Raw genomic sequence first — 17242 nt, forward strand, 5'->3', positions numbered from 1 at the left:
GGACGGGAACTTGAGCCGAGCCCGGTCCGACTACTGGTGTGCGGGTGGCACTCGTCCTCCCGTGTACCGATGGATCCTGGAGTGGTGTGATGCGATCACGCGCGTGGTGGGGAACGACGGCCGTGGTGCTCGGCGGCTTACTGGCGGCGGGGTGCGGCGGCGGGAGTGACGACTCGGCCGGCGACGCTCCCGCCGGGAACTCCGTCTCCGACGGCTACCCGGTGACCGTCACCGACTGCTCCGGCGCCGAGACCACCTTCGACGAGGCCCCGAAGCAGATCGTCACCAGCAACGCCTCCAGCCTGGAGCTGCTGCTCCGCCTGGGCGCCGGCGACCAGGTGATCGGTACCGGCTTCCCGCCCGGCAAGGGCACCCTGCCCGCCGAACTGGACGCGCAGGCCCAGAAGATCGAGGTGATGAGCGAGTACGTGATCCCGAAGGAGAAGCTCCTCGGCTCCGGCGCCGACGTCTTCGTCGACACCTTCGGGGCGATGGACATGGGCGGGATGGCGGACGTGCCCACCGACGAGGAGTTCAAGGCGGCCGGCATCAAACGCGTCTACCTGAAGTCCACCGCCTGCGCGGCCACGGACAAGACCCCGGTGACCGACCTGTCCGCCGTTCAGGACGACATCACCTCCCTCGGCGCGGTCACCGGCACCGCCGACAGGGCCAAGGAACTCGTCGACGGCATGAAGCAGAAGGTGGACGCCGTCCAGCAGGCGGTCGGCTCCACGCCCGAGGGCGAGCGGCCCACGTACTTCTTCTTCGACTTCGACGCCGGCACCAAGCAGCCCGTCGTCGTCTGCAACCGCCAGGTCGCCCACGCGGTCATCACCCTGGCCGGCGCCCGCAACGCCTTCGCCGACTGCGACGGCGACTTCCAGCAGGTCGGCTGGGAGGACGTGATCGCCAAGAACCCGGACTGGATCCAGCTCGGAGTGCGCAACCGGGGCAGCGAGGCCGCCAACGACAAGGCGTTCGACGAGGCGCAGAAGTGGCTGGAGACCAACCCGGCCACCAAGGGCCTCAAGGCCGTCGAGGACGGCAACTTCCTGCGCATCGGCTCCGAGCAGACGACCATCGCGGGCGTCACCAACGCCGACACCGTGCAGGAGATCGCCCGTAAGCTCTACCCGGGCAAGGTCGGCTGACCGTGGCCGATGCCCTGCTGAGCCGGAAGAGCCCGGAAACCCGCACCCGGCCACGCGCCGTGCCCGCCGGGCCGCTCGCCGCGGTCCTGGCCGTGGCACTGCTGCTCGCGCTCACCGCGGCGGTGTCCTGGGGCTCCACGTCCATCCCGCCCGGCGAGGTGTGGGGCGTGGTGTGGCGGCGGCTGTCCGGCGAGCCGCCGCGGCCGGGCACCAACGACCTCATCGTCTGGCAGCTGCGCGTCCCGCGCGCGGTACTGGCGGCCCTCGTCGGCGCCGGGCTCGGTCTCGTCGGTACGGCCGTGCAGGCACTGGTGCGCAACCCGCTGGCCGACCCCTATCTGCTGGGCATCTCCAACGGGGCCTCGCTCGGCGCGGTCGGCGCGATCGTCCTCGGGGCCGGTGCGGGCGGCGCGCTCGGTCTCGGGCTGTCCGCCGCGGCCTTCGCGGGCGCGCTGGCCACCTTCGCCCTGGTGTGGGCGGTGGCCCGGCGCGGCGGCGGCTTCGCACCGCTGCGGCTGGTGCTGGCCGGGGTGGCGATCGGCCAGTTCCTGTCCGGGTTCACCAGCTACCTCGTCCTCCAGGCCGGGGACGAGCAACAGACCCACAGCGTGCTGTTCTGGCTCATGGGCAGCCTGGGCGGCGCCAACTGGCAGCTGCTCGCCGTGCCCGCCGTCGCGGTGCCGGCGGTCCTGCTGCTGCTCCAGGCCCGCGCCCGCGGCCTGAACGCCCTGCTGATGGGCGACGAGACCGCGGCCGGCCTCGGTATCGACGTCGTCCGGCTGCGCCGGGAGCTGTTCACCGTGACCAGCCTGCTGACCGGCGTCCTGGTCGCGGTGTCCGGCGCGATCGCCTTCGTCGCCCTGATGGTCCCGCACGTCTGCCGGCTGGTCGTCGGCGGCGACCACCGCCGGCTGCTGCCGGTCTCGGCGCTGTTCGGGGCGCTGCTGCTGGTCGTGGTCGACATCGTGTGCCGTACGGCCATGGACACGCAGGAGCTGCCGGTCGGGGTCGTCACCTCGCTGATCGGCGCGCCGGCGCTGCTGTATCTGCTGGACCGGCGGCTGGGGAGCGGAAGTTGAGAGATCGGGGTTGCCCACTGTGAGGATCGACGTCGAGGACCTGCACGTCGCGTACGCGGGCCGTACGGTCGTCGCCGGAGCCCATCTGATCGCGGACGAGGGCGAGATCACCGGCCTCGTCGGCCCGAACGGCAGCGGCAAGTCCACGCTCCTGCGCACGGTCTACCGGCATCTGAAGCCCGCCGCGGGCCGGGTGCTGCTGGCCGGCACCGACCTGCGCGAGCTGAGCCCCGTCCAGACCGCCCGGCGCGTCGCGGCGCTCCCGCAGGAGCGGGGCGGCGACTTCGAGCTGACCGTGCGCGAGGTCGTCGCCATGGGCCGTACGCCCTACAAGCGGGCGTTCGCCGGGGAGGACACCGCCGACCGGGACATCGTCGCCCGCGCCCTCGCGGACGCCGGCATGGCGGAGCACGACGGGCGCCGCTTCACCGAACTGTCCGGCGGCGAGCGCCAACGCGTCCTGCTGGCCCGCGCCTTCGCGCAGCAGACGGAGATCCTCGTCCTGGACGAGCCCACCAACCACCTGGACATCCGCCACCAGGTGGAACTCCTCGCCCTGCTGCGCGCCCAGCGCCGTACGACCCTGGTGTCGCTGCACGACCTGAACGCCGCCGCCTCCGTCTGCGACCGGCTGCACGTGCTGCACGACGGCGGCGTGGTGGCCTCGGGCCCGCCCCGCGAGGTCCTGCGGCCCGCGCTGCTGGCCGAGGTGTTCGGCGTACGGGCGGCCGTCGTGGAGCATCCGCTGACCGGCGATCCGCTGATCGCCTTCGACCACCGGTCCCCGGCGGACGCGACGCCGGCCGAAGCGGTTGACGCCGGCGCCGTCTAGCGCCGTAGCTGAGTGGCTGCCGGGCTGGTGCGGGGTGGGCGCGCAGCCCAGCGCTGGCGGGGTGCCTCCCCCACTCTCGGCTTCGCTCGAGCGGGGGGACCCCCATCGCCCCAGCGGCACGACTGCCCGCAGCTACGGCATCTTTGGCCGGCCCCGGGAACTCACCCCCACCCTCCCCCGACTTCTGAAACGGAGGCTGCTGCTCGGCAGCCCACCTGTGGGGAGGGGCACATGCCCGGGAACTCCGGGAACGAGGACCGCTGGTCCCTGGTGGCCGTAGCGGGCGTCCTCTCGTTCGTCGCGATGCTGGACATGAACATCGTCAATGTGGCACTCGCGGACATCGCCGACGGCCTGAACGTCTCCGCCGCGACCGCGCAGTGGGCGGTGCTGGGCTACCAACTGCCCGTCGTCGCCCTGCTGCTGCCCGTCGGCCGGTGGCTGGACGGGGTGGGCCTGCGGGCCGCGCTGCTGTCCGCCACCGCCGGCTTCGCCCTGTGCAGCGCCGCGGCCGCCCTGGCGCCGTGGGCGGCCTGGCTGATCGCGGCCCGGGTCGGGCAGGGCGCGTGCGCGGCGGTGCTGTTCGTGCTGATGCCGGTGCTGGCGATGCGGTCGGTACGGCCCGAGGTGCGCGGGCGGGCGATGAGCGTACCCGCGACCCTCGGCCCGCTCGGCGCGGTGACCGGGCCGGCGGTGGGCGGGCTGCTCCTCGACCAGCTGGGCTGGCGCTGGGTGTTCCTGGTCAAGATCCCGTTCTGCCTGCTGGCGCTGCTCGTGGTCCGGCGGGCGATGCCGCGGGACGGCCGGCTGCACGCCCCCGACCGGCGGTCGCTGGCCGACTCCTCCCTCGTGGCCGCCGGGGTGACGGCCCTGCTCCTCGCCCTGACCCTCGCCTCCGACGGCCCCGCCTGGCTGGCGCTCGCCGTCGCCGCCGTACCGCCGCTGTGGTGGTGGCTGCGCGGACCCGGCGGCCGCCCGGTGACCGGGGCCCTGCGGGCGTCGGGGCTGCTGCGGGCGCACGGCGCGGTGCTGTCGCTGGCCGCCGGGTTCGCCGCCATGCACTACGTCGTCGCCCTGCACCTTCAGCGGGAGGACGGGGTCAGCGCCACCGCCACCGGGCTGACCGTGCTGGCCTTCCCCCTCGGCATGGGCCTGGCCGGGCCACTGGGCGGACGGCTCGCCGACCGGTACAGCCCCCGGCGCGTCGCCGTCCTCGGCGCCTGCCTCACCGCCCTCGGCCTGCTCCTGCTCGTTCCGCTGGGCGACGGCTGGTCCCCGCCCGACGTGGCCTGGCGGCTGGCGCTGGCGGGCGTCGGCATGGGACTGAACGGCGGCCCCACCCAGGCCCTCGTCATGGGTGCCGCCCCGCCCGGCCGGGCCGCCACGGTCGGGTCGGCCCTGCAGCTCGCCCGCAGCCTCGGTTTCACCCTCGGACCGGCTTTGGCGACGGCGGCCTGGGGCCTGGCCGGAGCGGCGGGCGGGGCGCGGGCCGGGCTGGCGCTGGCCGCGGGCGCCGCCTGTCTCGCCGTACCCCTGCTCGCCCTGCCCGCCCGCGCCCCGGCCGTCCGGGTGCCCGAGAAGTCCGTCGACGTACCCCTCACCCAGGAGTAGCCCCATGTGTGGAATCACCGGCTGGGCGTCCTTCCACCACGACGCCCGCCCGCAGACACGGGTCATCGAAGCCATGACCGCCACCCTCGCCCCGCGCGGCCCCGACGCGGGCGGCGTCTGGCTCGGCGAGCACGCCGCGATCGGCCACCGGCGGCTGGCCGTCATCGACCTCGAGGGCGGCGCCCAGCCGATGCCCGACCGGCCCGGCGCGCCGACCGCCGTGCTCAGTTACAGCGGCGAGGTGTACAACCACCACGAACTGCGGGCCGAACTCCGCGGGCGCGGCCATGAGTTCCGTACCCGCAGCGACACCGAGGTGGTGCTGCGCGCGTACGCCGAATGGGGCGAGGACCTCGCCGAGCACCTGGACGGCATGTTCGCCTTCGCCGTCTGGGACGAACGGGCGCAGCGGCTGCTGCTGGTGCGCGACCGGCTCGGCGTCAAGCCGCTGTTCTGGGCCGCGGTCGACGGCGGACTGGCCTTCGCCTCCGAGCCCAAGGCGCTGTTCGCCCATCCGGAGTTACGGCCCCGGGTGGACGCGGACGGACTCCGGGAGGCGTACAGCCTGCTGTTCAACACCGGCCCCACGGTGTGGTCGGGCGTCCGCGAGGTCGAGCCGGGCGGCCTGCTCGTGCTGGACCGGGACGGCATCCGTGAACGCCGCTACTGGCAGCTGGAGATCGGCCGTCACGCCGACGACCGGGAGGCCACCGTCGAACGCGTCGGGCAGCTGGTCGGCGCCGCCGCACGCAGCCAGCTGGAGGCCGACGTCCCGCTGTGCAGCCTGATGTCCGGCGGGATCGACTCCACCGTGCTGACCGCGCTGCTCGCCGACGAGCTCCGGCTGCGCGAGGGCCCGGACGCCCGTATCCGGTCGTACGCCGTCGACTACAGCGACCAGGCCGAGCAGTTCACCGGCGACGTGCTGCGCACCGGTCACGACACCCCGTACGCCACGGAAGCGGGCGCCTTCATCGGCACCGACCACTCCACGGTCGTCCTCGACCCGCGCTCCCTGCTCGACCTCGAGCACCGGCGGGCGGTCGTCGTGGCCCGGGACTCGCCGATCGGCGTCGGCGACATGGACACCTCGCTGTACCTGCTCTTCGGCGAGATCCGCCGGCACTCCACCGTCGCCCTGTCCGGCGAGGCCGCCGACGAGGTGTTCGGCGGCTACCCGTGGTTCCACAACCCCAAGGCGCTGAACGCCGGTACCTTCCCCTGGCTGCTGGTCACCGGGGACGAGGCCGCCATGCCGCTCAACCCGGAACTCGGTCTGCGGATCGGGGAGTTCTGCGCCGACACCTACCGCAGCGCCCTGGCCGAGGTCCCCCACCTCGACGACGAGTCACCGGCCGAGCACCGGCAGCGCGAGATGCAGTACCTGTCCCTGACCCGCTGGCTGCGCCAACTGCTGCACCGCAAGGACCGGCTGAGCATGGCGCAGGGGCTGGAGGTGCGCGTCCCGTACTGCGACCACCGCCTGGTCGAGTACGCCTTCACCACCCCCTGGGACCTGAAGAGCTTCGACGGCCGGGAGAAGAGCCTGCTGCGCGCGGCGGGTGCGGGCCTCGCGCCGGACTCGGTGCTGTACCGGCCCAAGAACCACTATCCGGCCACGCACCACCCCGACTACAACCGCGGACTGCAGATGATGGCCCGCGACGCGCTCGCCGACGACCAGGTCCGCGCCATCGCCGACGAGACCCGGATCAAGCCCTGTCTGGACACCCCGGCGGACCGGCTGGAGTGGGGCCACCGGCTGCGCCTCGAGCGGGTCGTCGACCTGGCGCTGTGGCTGGACCACCACAAGCCGGAACTCGCCATGTGAGGAGCCCGGTTCATGACGCGGACCAGGGAAGGCGGTGATGCCGTCGACAGGACGGGAGAAGGAAGGAGACAGGTGGTCCCGCAGCTGGTGAGGCGTGCCGTTTCCGCGCCCGTCACCAAGGCCCGCACCTGTGGAGCGGCTTGGCCGTGACGGACGGTGTCAGAGGAGGCGGAGCCCGGCCGGCGGGCCTCTGCGGGAGACGACGTGATGGAGGAGCATCCGGCCCAGTGCCGGAACCTCGTCGTGCGCCGGTGGCGCGGCGGCCGGGCGCCGCTTCGGGACGGCGGCCGCGGTGAGGCGCCCGGCCAGCTCCAGCGGAGCGCAGAGGACGAGCAGCAGCAGACGCCCGAGACGGACCACGGTGGCGTCTCCCCGCCACATCCACAGCCCGCACAGCAGCCCGGCCGCGACATGCGCCAGCAACGCCGCGGTGGAGGCGCCGTGGGTGGCTGCCGTGACCGTCCGGTCGCCCAGCAGGGAGGCGGCCTCCATGGCGTGGTGGCGCCGGTCCATCGCCTCGTCGGAGTGCGCCGCGTGGGCCGGAGGGTGCGGTGTGCCGTGCGCATGCCGGTGGCCGGCGGGCAGTCGGGAGGCGGTGAAGGCCGCGTGCAGGGCGAACTGGGTGACCACCGTCGCGCCGACCACCACGGCGGATCCGCGTGCGCGGTCCGACAGCCACCAGGCGAGGGCGAGCACCGCGGCGAAGGCCCCCGCCACGACCCGGACGGCAAGCGTGTGCCCGGTCGTCAGGGCGTGCCCGGCCGCCGTCGTCGTCACACAGACCGCCGCGAAGACCGCGGAGCGCGTGAGACGGACGGCGGGTGCCGTTGCCAGGGAGGCCATGGTGGCCATGGTGCCATCCACCCGCGGACGCCGGGGAGTTGACGTGCGCCCCGCCATCCGGAGCGTGCCGTTCAACGGCCGGTGCGGAACCCGTTTTCCGGGCCTCGCACGCAGGACGGGGTGGTACTGAGAAACACGACCTTCTGCTGCGCACGGTTGCGCCGCCCCCGCCCCCGGGGCTGGCCGGAAAGCGAACCGGAACCGCTGAACGACGCTGCCCACGCTCGGTGTGTCGGTTAGATTTCGAGCTGCGTTACGGGGAATTGCAGACAGGGGGAGCCATGTGCTGTCTGACGCAAGATGGACGCGATTGTGCTCGAGGTGCGATGAGTCACCTGACCACCGAGCCTGAGATGGACGACGGTCAAGTCGTCGAAAAGTGGCAACCAACGGGGCGTAAAGGGATCTTCCCGCCCGCACTCCGCCTGCCCGTCGGGCACGGGGTGTCTCAGGGCGCTGAACCGGTGCATGACGCAGGGCCGCGGGTCTTCGGCTTCCGGCATTTTTCTGCGTCGTCGTCGGCAGAGCCGTACTCCGGCTCCCTGTCCTGCTTGTTCTGCTCGTCGGAATGTTCCTCCCGGCATCGTGTGCGATGACCGGCATCTGAGACTCCGTATCCGGCTTCCCGTCGTATCGGCGGTGCGCGTCAGTGGTGAGCGTTGCTCCGTCATGCCCGCGCCCGGTTCCCGGATCGGAGCACTTCCGTGTGCGCACTGCGGTACCTGATTCGACCAACCGCTGCACAACCCGACGAACAAGCGCTGACCAGCGCCTTGAGAGCTGAAGGTTGATGAATACACAAACAGTTGAGCGTTTTCGGCCAAATCTGTCCGAGATACTTCCTGAGCTGACCACCGATGGTGCGCGGCTGGGGTTTGCCGCCCTTGAACGCCGATCGGTTGCGATAGATTCTCTGATCCCTGCGGACTCGCCGCGGATGAAAGGGATCGACCAGAACCATGTCGATGTCCTCAACGAGGTCGAGGCGCGGCTTCCGCCCATAGTCGTCCACCGGCCCACGTGGCGCGTCGTGGACGGGATGCACCGGCTGGACGCCGCCCGGCGCCGCGGTGACACCACCATCGACGCCTACCTGCTCGACGTACCGGAGCGGGAGCTGTTCGCGATCTCGGTGCGGTTGAACACGGCGCACGGCATGCCGCTGTCGTATGCCGAGCGAGTGGCCGCTGCGGGGCGATTACTGCGCGAGAACCCCGAGATGTCGGACCGTTATGCGGCGTTGGTGGCCGGTCTGTCCGCCCGGACGGTCGCCCGGATCCGGCGTTCAACCGCGGAGGATCCGCACCTGAACGCCCGGATCGGCATGGACGGCAAGGTCCGTCCCCGGGGTGTGGCACAGGGGCGGGAAGAGGCCGGCCGGCTGCTCACCGAACGGCCGGACGCGAGCCTGCGCGAGGTCGCGAGGGCCGCGGGCATCTCGCTGGGCACGGCCCACGACGTCAAGATGCGGCTGCTGCGCGGGGAGGATCCCATCCCCAGCGGCAGCCGGCCGGTGGCCGCGGAGCAGCGGCCCCGGCAGAACGCCCCGCGGGTCGCGCGCGAAGCCCTTCCGCAGCCCACCGCGGAACTCCTCAAGCGGCTGCGCAGGGATCCGGCACTGCGCTCCACGGATTCCGGGCGGGTGGTGCTGCGACTGCTCGCGATGCACGACCTCGACACCTCGGCATGGACGAGCATCGTGATGAACCTGCCCACGCACTGCACGGACGTCGTCGCGATGCTGGCCCGGCAAAGCGCGCTCAAGTGGACGCAGTTCGCCGAACAACTGGAACAGGAGGCGGTGAGCCGGACCGGAACCGACGAATGATTTTGTGCGAGCTTGAACATTCCGGTGTCCATTCCGCGGAGGTAGATTCTCACCCGTCTTCCGGTCGTGTGTTTCGTTGGGACGACGGTGTTCGGCGAGAGATGAACACAGAATGTGGGGGAACGTGGGAACGAGTAGCACGACGTGTGCCATTGCCGGGGCGGGGCCCGCCGGACTCATGCTCGGCATGCTGTTGGCCAGGGCCGGGGTCAATACCGTGGTCCTGGAGAAACACGACGACTTCTTGCGCGACTTCCGCGGCGACACCGTACACGCCTCGACACTCCGGCTCATGGGAGAACTGGGCCTGCAGGAGAAATTCCTGAAACTGGCCCACCAGCACATTCACCAACTGCAGGTGGTCACCGACGAAGGAACCTTCACGCTCGCTGATTTCCGGCGGCTGCCGGGGAAGTTCAAGCACATCACGTTCCTGCCGCAGTGGGATTTCCTCAACTTCCTGGTGGAGGAGGCGAACCGCTTCCCCAATTTCCAGCTCCGGCGCAACTGCGAGGTCACCGAGGCCGTCGCCGAGAACGGCCGGATCACCGGGCTGCGCTACCGCGACGCGAGCGGTGAGCACGAGCTGCGGGCCGACCTCACCGTGGCCGCCGACGGCCGCCGCTCGGCGCTGCGCCGGTCCGCGGGGCTGCGGCCGCAGGTCCTCGGCTCGGGCATGGACATCCTCTGGTTCCAGCTCTCCAAGAAGGAGGGCGACCCGGGCGGGATGGTGGGCCGGCTCTCCGACGGCAAGCTGCTCGTCCGGATCGAGCGGCAGACCCACTGGCAGACCGCCTACACCGTCCGCAAGGGCGGATACGAGGAGGTCAAGGAGCGTGGCCTGGACTGGTTCCGGCAGACCCTGAGCGAACTCACCCCCTTCCTCGCCGACCGGGTCCACGAGGTGCGCAGCTGGGACGACGTCAAGGTGCTGGACATCCAGATCGACCGGCTCCCGCGCTGGTGGCGCCCCGGGCTGCTGTGCATCGGGGACGCGGCCCACACCATGTCGCCGATCATGGGCGTGGGGATCAATCTCGCGGTCCAGGACGCCGTGGCCGCCGCCAACATCCTGGCCGGGCCGCTGGCGTCCGGCACGGTCACCGAGGAGCACCTGGCGCGCGTCCAGAAGCGGCGCACGCCGCCGACGGTGGCGACGCAGCGGCTCCAGCGGTTTCTGCAGACGCGGTTCCTGGAGCCGTGGGTGCGGGGCGAGGGCAAGTCCGCGACGCCGGTGGTACTGCGGATCCTCAAGCGGCTTCCCCTGCTCCAGGCCGGCCCGGCCCGCACGATCGGCATCGGACTGCGACCGGAGAGCCCGATTCCGGAACTTCGCTGAGCCGTACGGGCCGCCGTAGGCCCACGGCTGTTGACCCACGCGCGTTGACCTACAGGCGTTGCCCCAACGCCCGTTGAGCCAATGCCCGTTGAGCCAATGCCCGTTGAGCCAACGCCTGTTGAGCCAACGCCTGTTGGCCCCAACACCTGTTGACCCACCCCAACACCCCACCCCCCCCGCGTGCCCGAATGGAGATGATGCGCCTTGCGCGTGCTCATGATGATCAGTCCCGGTGCCGGTCACACCTACCCCATGGTGCCGCTCGGCTGGGCCCTGCAGATGGCCGGCCACGACGTGCTCGTCGCCTCGTGCGGCCCCGGCCTGATGATGGGCGAGGCGGGCGTGCGCTGCGTGGACGTGGCCCCCGGCCTCTCCCTGACCCAGATGCAGGGCAAGCTCGCCCAGCAGCGCCCCGATGTGATCGCCAGGCTGAACAACGACGCCCTGGACCCCGACTACCACGAGACCATCGGCATGGCCGTCGCCGGAGCCCTGCGCCTCCAGCCCGACATGGTCGAGGCGATGATCCGCACCGCCGAGGAGTGGCGCCCGGACGTCATCGTCTACTCCCCGCTGCTCACCCCCGCCCTCGTCGCCGCCGCCAAGCTCGGTGTGCCCGCGGTGCGCAACGAGTTCGGCCTGGTCCGCACCGACGACTCCCCGCAGCTCATGCGCGAGATGCACAGCGACCTCTTCGAGGCGCACGGCGTGGAGTTGCCCGAGGTGCTGGCCACCATCGACATCACGCCGCCCAGCATGGGCGCCATCGAGCCGGACTCCTGGCTGATGGGCACCGTCCCCTTCAACGGCGGCGGCGTCCTGCCGCGCGAGACCTACGACTACCTGACCGGCGCCAGGCGGGACACACCGCGGATCGCCGTGACGTTCGGCAGCGGCCCGCCCCCGGTGGAGACCGCCCGCGTCGTGCAGAACGTCGTGGCCGCGGCCCCCCACATGGACGCCGAGTTCGTCCTGGCGGCACCCAATGTGGACCTGGAGTCCCTCGGCACGCTGCCGGACAACGTGACGTCGCTCGGCTGGGCTCCGCTGGTCTCGCTGATGTCGTGCAGCTCGCTGGTGATCCACCACGGCGGCCCCGGCTCGGCGTTCGGTGCGATCATGAGCGGACTGCCGCAGATCATCCCCGAGTTCGGTGGCCTCGGCCGGCCGCTCATCATGGACGCCGTCGTGGGCCGCGGGGTCGGCGTGACCGCGCCGCCCGAGGAGGTCGGGCGCGAGCTGCTCGAATCGGTGCTGGCGGACGACAAGATGAGGACGGCGGCGCAGGAGGTGCGCGAGGAGATCCGCGGCCTGCCGACCCCGCTCGACATCGCCGGCCGGCTCGCCGACCTGGTGGAGCGCTCCGGAGGCAGGGCCGGATGACCACCGCCACGCCGACCGAGTGGGGTCGTGCGCTGGCCGCGGCACGCACCGTCTACGACGTCGCACCGCTCTACGAGGCGATCTACCTCGGCCGCGGCAAGGACTACGCGACCGAGGCGGCGAAGGTGGCCGCGCTGATCAGGGAACGGAACCCGGGCGCCCGCGACCTGCTGGACGTGGGCTGCGGGCCCGGCACACATCTGCACCACCTCGCCACGGTCTTCGACCGGGTGGAGGGCGCCGACCTGGCCGAGCCGATGCTCCGTCACGCGCGGGAGCGGCTGCCCGGCGTTCCGTTCCACCGCGCGGACATGCGCGACTTCGACCTGGGCCGCCGGTTCGACGCGGTGACCAGCCTGTTCAGCGCGATCGGCAATATCCGCGACGGCTCCGAACTGCGGGCCGCCGTGCGCTGTCTGCGCGGCCATCTGCGGCCCGGCGGAGTGCTGCTGGTGGAGCCCTGGTGGTTCTCCGAGAACTTTGTGAGCGGCCATGTCGGCGGCGATGTGGTCGAGTTCGAGGGAATGACGCTCGCCAGGGTCTCGCACTCGGTCAGAAAGGGCGCCAGCAGCCATATGACGGTGCACTACGTCGTGGCCAGACCGGGGGAGGGAATCTGGCACTTCACCGACGAACACGTGATGGCGCTGTTCCCCCGGGACGAATATCTCGCGGCGTTCCGTGAGGCCGGCCTGGACGCCGAACTCGTCGATCTGGGCAACGGCGGACCGGGGGTTTTCGTAGGCACCCTCGCCGATACGTCCGCGGCCCGTCCGTGAATTCTGAACATGTCGGCGGAAGTTGGTCCCGGGATATGGTCGGGCCGTTGGCGAAGACGAGGTTGGAGAATCGGATGACGACCTTGGTGTGGTCCTATCAGGATGAGTACGCCGCCGAGCGTGATGACATTCTGGACGCGGTCGACTCGGTGTTCTCTTCGGGGCAGCTCATTCTCGGTCCGAGCGTTTCCGCATTTGAAAAGGAATTCGCCGCGTACCACGGTGTCGAGCACTGTGTCGGGGTCGACAACGGCACCAACGCGGTCAAGCTGGCGCTGGAGGCGCTGGGCATAGGCCCGGGTGACGAGGTCATCACCGTCTCCAACACCGCGGCGCCGACCGTGGTGGCGATCACCGGCACCGGGGCGACCCCGAAGTTCGTGGACATCGACCCGGTGACGTACCTGATGGACACCGAACAGCTGGCCGACGCCGTCACCGAGCGGACCCGCTGTGTCCTGCCGGTGCACCTGTACGGCCAGTGCGTGCCGATGGACCCGGTCGTCGAACTGGCCGACCGGCACGGCCTGCACATCGTGGAGGACTGCGCCCAGGCGCACGGCGCCCGGCAGCACGGCCGGATGGCCGGCACGACGGGCGCCGCCGCCGCGTTCTCCTTCTACCCGACGAAGGTGCTGGGCGCGTACGGCGACGGCGGCGCGACGATCACCCATCGCCCCGAGGTCGACAAGAACCTGCGCCGCCTGCGCTACTACGGAATGGAGGAGCGCTACTACGTCGAGGCCCTCCCGGGCCACAACAGCCGCCTCGACGAGGTGCAGGCGGAGATCCTGCGGCGCAAGCTGCGCCGTCTGGACGACTACATCGCGGCGCGCCGCGCGGTGGCCGACCGCTATCGCGAGGCCCTGAGCGACACCAGCCTCGTCCTTCCGCAGACCGCGCCCGGCAACGACCACGTCTACTACGTCTACGTCGTCCGGCACCCGGCCCGCGACACCATCATCGAGCGCCTGCGCGAGCACGACATCCGCCTCAACGTGAGCTACCCGTGGCCCGTGCACACCATGGCCGGATTCGCGCACCTGGAGGCGGCCAAGACCGCTCTGCCGGTCACCGAACGACTGGCCGGGGAGATCTTCTCGCTCCCCATGTACCCCTCCCTGACCCCGGAACGGCAGGACCGCGTGATCGAGTGCCTGCGCACGGTCCTGGCCGCCATCGACGGCGCCTGAGAACCCGGCGGATCTCGGCCAGAGGCTTGGGTTGATTCCACATGTCTTCAGAAGTGAGTACCCGCATGTCCGCGCCCAGGGCGGTGGTGGTCGGAGCGGGACCGGTCGGCTGTCTGGCCGCCCAGGTCCTGACCCGGCGCGGCTACACGGTCCAGGTCTACGAGAAGCGCCCGCACTACGTCGAGCAGGGCCTGCGGTACGACGGCCGCACGATCAACCTGTCCCTGTCGCCCAGGGGCGTCGAGGCGCTGGACGGTCACTGCGACCGTGCCGCGCTGGACGACCTGGTGGTGCCGATCGGCAGCCGGGTGCGCCACGAGCCGGACGGTCGCATCGCCGCCGCCGGATACGGGCGCGCCGACTGGCAGAACCTGTCCATCGACCGCAACGACCTGAACCTGCTGCTGATGCGAAGTGCCGGCCCGGACGTGCGCTTCACCTTCGACACCGAGTGCACCGGCGTGGACTTCGCCGCCCGGCGGGTGACGTTCGCCGACGGGCAGGGGCAGGAGTCCGAGGTCGCCTACGACCTGCTCGTCGGCGCCGACGGAACCCACTCGGCGGTCCGCGGCCGGCTCGCCGAGCAGGGCCTGACGCAGTCCCGGCAGCGGCAGACCGGCGTCGAGTACCGCGAGGTCACGCTCCGCCCCGAGCCCGGGAACGAGCGCATGACCCCGACGGCGATCCACGTCTGGCCCCGGGACGGCTTCTTCATGGTCGGCCTGCCCAACCGCGACGGCTCCCTGCGCTGCACGCTCGTACTGCCGCGGGAGGGCGGTCCGACCTTCGCCGACCTCGCCACGGAGGAGGAGCTGAGAGCGTTCCTGCGGCGCAACTTCCCCGACGCGGCGGACAGTTACCGGCCGGTCGACCGGGACCCCTCCAGGGCGACGGTGAGTCCGATCTCCGTCGTGACCTGCGCGCCGGTGGTGCACGGCGACTCGGTCGTGCTGCTCGGCGACGCGGCGCACACCGTGGCGCCGTTTCTGGGGCAGGGGGTCAACCTCGGCCTGGAGGACTGCGCCGCGCTGGGGCGGCTGCTGGAGAAGTGGCCGGACGAACAGGGCACCGCCCTCGCCGAGTTCCAGCGTGAACGCGTCCCCGAACACGAGGCCGCCGCGGCCCTGTCCCTCGCGAACTACGACGAGCTGAACGGAACCGGGCCGCGCCCGGCCGCTTCCGGCACCGCCCCGCTTCCCACCCTGGTCAACTTCGTCAGCTCCAGCTACCGGGAAGCACTCGACATCTACTCACGCGACCGCCGCACCCCCGCGGCGGCTGACGGCGCAGCGGCCGATCGGAGGGTGACCACCACGTGAGCACGACTCAACTCGCCAAGGTGTTCCACTGGCGGGACGACCGGACCGAGGCCGAGGGCTGGCTGGTCATCCACAGCCTGACCGGCGGCGTCTCGGGCGGCGGCCTCTTCATGCATCCGCGGGTCACGCTGTCCGAGGTGGCCGACCTCGCCGCCACCATGTCGCTGAAGAACACCCTGCAGCGCCCGCAGTTCGGCGGCGGCAAGGGAGGCATCCGGTTCGACCCCACCTCCCCGGAGGCCGAGGGCGTCCTGCGCCGGTTCATGATCGCGCACCGGGAGGTCATCGCGCGGGAGTGGAGCACCGGCGCCGACCTCTACACCAGCAGGGAGGTCATCGAGCGCATCGCGCGGGAGGATCTCGCCCTGCCCACCGCCTTCGTCGCGATGGCCGCGACCCTGGCCCGGCATGCCGGCATCCCCTCCCAGGCCCCCGCCATGCCGCAGCGGCTGGCGCAGCCCTGGAACGACCACGCCACCGTCGACGACGCGGCCACCGGCCACTCGGTCGCCGAGGCGATCCGCCTGTCCGCCGGCGGCACGCCCCGCGTCGGGATCCAGGGCTTCGGCAGCGTCGGCTCCAACGCGGCCGACTCGCTCACCTCCCGCGGCATCGGCGTCGTCACCGGCATCTGCGAGAAGGACGGCTACCTGGTCGACCCCGACGGCATCGACATCGCGGAGCTGCTGCGCCGCCGGGCCGCCCGTCAGGACAGGCCGGCCTTCGGCGAGCTCGTACGGGACAACCCGCACCGGGGCTGGAAATGGGTGCCGCGCAGCGCCGGCCAGGCGGACGAGGAACTCCTCACCGAGTTCGTCGCCGTGACCGGACCGGACGTGCTCACGCCCTGCGCGACCCGCTACGCGGTGACGGACGGGGTCATGCGGGAGTTCGTGCGCGGCTCCGGCCGGGTGGTGGTCTGCGGTGCCAACAACGCCTTTTCCGGCCCGGAGGTGAAGGCGCACTGGACCGAGCAGGGCGTGACCATCATTCCCGAATGGGTCTCCAATTCGGGCGCGGCCATTCTGTTCGCCGAACTGCTGAAGACGGAACGGTCCGATCGGGAGACCATCCAGTCGATCTTCGCGGCGATCACCGAACGAATCGAAGAATTCCTGCTCGCCCACGGACTGCACGTGGACAACCGGAAGAGGACACAGGCTCATGCTGCGCAGCAACAAAACGCTTGAACTGATCCGTCAGGAGAGCCCGGCGGTCGGCACCTGGCTCCAGCTGCACAGCGTTCCGGCGACCAGGCTCCTGGTCGCGCAGGGCGCGTTCCGCTGGATGCTGGTGGACTTCGAGCACACGCCCGTCGACCACACCACGGCCAGCCACATCTTCGGCACGATCTCCGACCTCAGCGGCGGTGAGACCACCCCGGTCGCCCGGGTCGCCGCGGGCACCATCGACCACATCAAGCACGCCCTGGACGCGGGCGCCCAGGGCGTCATCGTGCCCATGGTGAACACGGCCGAGGAGGCCGCGGACGCGGTCCGCTTCGCCCGGTTCCCCCCGCGCGGCGAGCGCGGCGGCGGTGGCATGACGCCACAGGTGGGCTTCGGTGTGAACACCCCGACCTACCTTGCCGAGGCCAACGACGAGATTCTCGTCGGCGTCCAGATCGAGACCGCCCAGGGCGTGGCGAACATCAAGGAGATCCTCGCCGTCGAGGGCATCGACCTGGTCTTCATCGGCCCCAACGACCTGCACCTCTCGCTGGGCCTGCCGGCCAAGTTCTGGAGCCAGGAGCCGGCGTTCCAGGACGCCGTGCGCACGGTCACCGACGCCTGCCGCGAGAACGGCATTCCCTTCGGCACCCTGTGCCGGGACGCCGCTTCCGTACGGGACCGTATCGACGACGGTTTCACCTTCCTCGGACTGGCCAGCGATCTGCATTTCATGCTGACCAAGGCCGGCGAGGAGTACGGCGTCCTGCACGGCATGGAAGAGCCCGCCAGCACCTGGTGCAACATGGTGAATCTCGACCGTCTGCCCGATTCACTGCGCGGCCTGCCCCGTTCTTGAAACCCGTCAGGAAAAAACAACCG

The 17242-nt window shown here is 71.3% G+C and carries 14 protein-coding genes; 13 read left to right on the forward strand and 1 reads right to left on the reverse strand.

Going from position 1 to position 17242, the window contains the following annotated elements; translation table 11 throughout:
* The first annotated feature begins 89 nt into the window (after positions 1-89).
* The 5 genes from ACFV7R_RS20605 to asnB all read left to right on the forward strand — a co-directional run bounded on the left by ACFV7R_RS20605 (position 90) and on the right by asnB (position 6507).
* Positions 90-1154, forward strand: coding sequence for an ABC transporter substrate-binding protein (locus tag ACFV7R_RS20605; protein WP_385265259.1), 1065 nt, complete (start codon positions 90-92; stop codon positions 1152-1154).
* A gap of 2 nt (positions 1155-1156) precedes the next feature.
* Positions 1157-2233, forward strand: a complete 1077-nt coding sequence (locus tag ACFV7R_RS20610) for a FecCD family ABC transporter permease (RefSeq protein ID WP_385265262.1) — start codon at positions 1157-1159, stop codon at positions 2231-2233.
* Between the two features lie 19 nt (positions 2234-2252).
* Positions 2253-3065 (forward strand): ABC transporter ATP-binding protein, encoded by an 813-nt coding sequence (locus tag ACFV7R_RS20615; protein WP_385265325.1) that lies wholly within the window; start codon positions 2253-2255, stop codon positions 3063-3065.
* A 231-nt stretch (positions 3066-3296) separates the two neighbouring features.
* Positions 3297-4676 (forward strand): MFS transporter, encoded by a 1380-nt coding sequence (locus tag ACFV7R_RS20620; RefSeq protein WP_385265265.1) that lies wholly within the window; start codon positions 3297-3299, stop codon positions 4674-4676.
* A gap of 4 nt (positions 4677-4680) precedes the next feature.
* A complete protein-coding gene (gene asnB, locus ACFV7R_RS20625) occupies positions 4681-6507 on the forward strand; it encodes an asparagine synthase (glutamine-hydrolyzing) (RefSeq protein ID WP_385265267.1) in 1827 nt (608 codons plus the stop codon).
* Positions 6508-6666: 159 nt separating this feature from the next.
* Here asnB and ACFV7R_RS20630 read toward each other — a convergent pair whose 3' ends face one another.
* Complete coding sequence (locus tag ACFV7R_RS20630) at positions 6667-7350, reverse strand: hypothetical protein (RefSeq protein ID WP_385265270.1); 684 nt, start codon at positions 7348-7350, stop codon at positions 6667-6669.
* Between the two features lie 937 nt (positions 7351-8287).
* Between ACFV7R_RS20630 and ACFV7R_RS20635 the strand changes: the two genes are divergently transcribed.
* From ACFV7R_RS20635 to ACFV7R_RS20670, 8 genes are all read left to right on the forward strand, one after another.
* The gene (locus ACFV7R_RS20635) at positions 8288-9178 is read left to right on the forward strand and encodes a ParB/RepB/Spo0J family partition protein (RefSeq protein WP_385265273.1); all 891 of its coding nucleotides are present in this window, start codon (positions 8288-8290) and stop codon (positions 9176-9178) included.
* A gap of 124 nt (positions 9179-9302) precedes the next feature.
* On the forward strand, positions 9303-10517 hold the full coding sequence (locus ACFV7R_RS20640; RefSeq protein WP_385265276.1) for an FAD-dependent oxidoreductase: 1215 nt from the start codon (positions 9303-9305) through the stop codon (positions 10515-10517).
* Positions 10518-10727: 210 nt separating this feature from the next.
* Positions 10728-11900 (forward strand): glycosyltransferase, encoded by a 1173-nt coding sequence (locus ACFV7R_RS20645; RefSeq protein ID WP_385265328.1) that lies wholly within the window; start codon positions 10728-10730, stop codon positions 11898-11900.
* A complete protein-coding gene (locus ACFV7R_RS20650) occupies positions 11897-12679 on the forward strand; it encodes a class I SAM-dependent methyltransferase (protein WP_385265279.1) in 783 nt (260 codons plus the stop codon). Before ACFV7R_RS20645 ends, ACFV7R_RS20650 begins: the two co-directional genes overlap by 4 nt.
* Positions 12680-12753: 74 nt before the next feature.
* The gene (locus ACFV7R_RS20655; protein WP_385265281.1) at positions 12754-13872 is read left to right on the forward strand and encodes a DegT/DnrJ/EryC1/StrS family aminotransferase; all 1119 of its coding nucleotides are present in this window, start codon (positions 12754-12756) and stop codon (positions 13870-13872) included.
* 65 nt (positions 13873-13937) lie between these two features.
* Positions 13938-15191, forward strand: coding sequence for an FAD-dependent oxidoreductase (locus tag ACFV7R_RS20660; protein ID WP_385265284.1), 1254 nt, complete (start codon positions 13938-13940; stop codon positions 15189-15191).
* Complete coding sequence (locus tag ACFV7R_RS20665; RefSeq protein ID WP_385265287.1) at positions 15188-16381, forward strand: Glu/Leu/Phe/Val dehydrogenase dimerization domain-containing protein; 1194 nt, start codon at positions 15188-15190, stop codon at positions 16379-16381. The genes ACFV7R_RS20660 and ACFV7R_RS20665 overlap by 4 nt, the downstream gene beginning before the upstream one ends.
* The gene (locus ACFV7R_RS20670; protein ID WP_129800646.1) at positions 16356-17219 is read left to right on the forward strand and encodes an HpcH/HpaI aldolase/citrate lyase family protein; all 864 of its coding nucleotides are present in this window, start codon (positions 16356-16358) and stop codon (positions 17217-17219) included. The genes ACFV7R_RS20665 and ACFV7R_RS20670 overlap by 26 nt, the downstream gene beginning before the upstream one ends.
* The last annotated feature ends 23 nt before the right edge of the window (positions 17220-17242 follow it).

Origin of the sequence: Streptomyces sp. NPDC059866, from assembly GCF_042731325.1 — a bacterium.
Lineage (GTDB): Bacteria > Actinomycetota > Actinomycetes > Streptomycetales > Streptomycetaceae > Streptomyces > Streptomyces flavusporus.

Coding starts and splice junctions, on each gene's coding strand:
- ACFV7R_RS20620 (WP_385265265.1), top strand. CDS start 3,297: ATGCCCGGGAACTCCGGGAACGAGGACCGCTGGTCCCTGGTGGCCGTA.
- ACFV7R_RS20655 (WP_385265281.1), top strand. CDS start 12,754: ATGACGACCTTGGTGTGGTCCTATCAGGATGAGTACGCCGCCGAGCGT.
- asnB (WP_385265267.1), top strand. CDS start 4,681: ATGTGTGGAATCACCGGCTGGGCGTCCTTCCACCACGACGCCCGCCCG.
- ACFV7R_RS20635 (WP_385265273.1), top strand. CDS start 8,288: ATGAAAGGGATCGACCAGAACCATGTCGATGTCCTCAACGAGGTCGAG.
- ACFV7R_RS20670 (WP_129800646.1), top strand. CDS start 16,356: ATGCTGCGCAGCAACAAAACGCTTGAACTGATCCGTCAGGAGAGCCCG.
- ACFV7R_RS20660 (WP_385265284.1), top strand. CDS start 13,938: ATGTCCGCGCCCAGGGCGGTGGTGGTCGGAGCGGGACCGGTCGGCTGT.
- ACFV7R_RS20630 (WP_385265270.1), bottom strand. CDS start 7,350: ATGGCCTCCCTGGCAACGGCACCCGCCGTCCGTCTCACGCGCTCCGCG.
- ACFV7R_RS20605 (WP_385265259.1), top strand. CDS start 90: ATGCGATCACGCGCGTGGTGGGGAACGACGGCCGTGGTGCTCGGCGGC.
- ACFV7R_RS20650 (WP_385265279.1), top strand. CDS start 11,897: ATGACCACCGCCACGCCGACCGAGTGGGGTCGTGCGCTGGCCGCGGCA.